Annotated in this window: 1 protein-coding gene; it reads right to left on the reverse strand. The window is 71.4% G+C overall.

The features are described from left to right. A partial coding sequence (locus EXE46_RS16455) for a class I tRNA ligase family protein (protein ID WP_158413974.1) occupies positions 1–479 on the reverse strand: 479 nt, incomplete at both ends.

A 479-nucleotide genomic window follows, 5' to 3' on the forward strand; every position in this document is an offset into this window, starting at 1 on the left:
TCGGTCTCGACGACGACGCGCGGCACGGGCCAGCGGAGCTTGCGGCCAGCCTGCTGGCGCGCGTTCGCGGCCGCCTCCTCGATGTCGCGGAAGGCCGCAACGTCGCGTTCGAGGTCGTCGTCGCGCAGGTCCGCGTCCGGCTCGGGGTACGACAGCGCGTGGACCGTCGTCGCCTCGCCGTCGAGCCGCTGGTACATCCGCTCGGTGAGGTACGGGGCGATCGGCGCGAGCAGCCGGATCACCTCGTCGAGGACCGTCGCGAGCGTGGCGTACGCGCCGCGCTTCGAGGGGGAGTCGGTCTCCTCCCACATGCGGTCGCGGACGGCCTTCACGTAGAACCGCGAGACGTCCTGCGTGACGAACTCGATGACGGCGTTGACGGCGTCGCTGACGCGGTAGTCGTCCCACGCGTCGGCGACCTCCGTCTCCACGGACTGGAGCCGGGAGAGCACCCACTCGTCGACGAGTTCGAGGTCGCC

Origin of the sequence: Halorubrum sp. GN11_10-6_MGM (genome assembly GCF_005435165.1) — an archaeon.
Classification (GTDB): domain Archaea; phylum Halobacteriota; class Halobacteria; order Halobacteriales; family Haloferacaceae; genus Halorubrum.